The sequence below is a fragment of the Marinobacter iranensis genome (genome assembly GCF_029207565.1).
GTDB lineage: Bacteria > Pseudomonadota > Gammaproteobacteria > Pseudomonadales > Oleiphilaceae > Marinobacter > Marinobacter iranensis.
Map to the genome: position 1 here is coordinate 1 of NZ_JANCMW010000151.1, position 272 is coordinate 272.

The following is a 272-nucleotide window of genomic DNA, read 5'->3' on the forward strand; positions in this document are numbered from 1 at the left end:
CTGATCGATGCGATCAACGCCACCGGCTATGGCCTCACCTTCGGCCTGCACACCCGGCTCGACGAAACGGTCGCCGAAGTGACCGCGCGCGTGAAGGCGGGCAATCTCTATGTGAACCGCAACGTGATCGGTGCGATCGTCGGGGTGCAGCCCTTTGGCGGGTGCGGGCTTTCGGGCACCGGCCCCAAGGCGGGCGGGCCGCTCTATCTCGGGCGGCTGGTGGGCGCGGCGCCGGCTGCGATCGTGCCCATGGGATCGGCCGGGACCCCGCT

Annotated in this window: 1 protein-coding gene; it reads left to right on the top strand. The window is 70.2% G+C overall.

The features are described from left to right. Nucleotides 1-272: aldehyde dehydrogenase family protein (locus NLU14_RS21825; RefSeq protein ID WP_275710560.1), on the top strand; the 272-nt coding region annotated here is incomplete at both ends.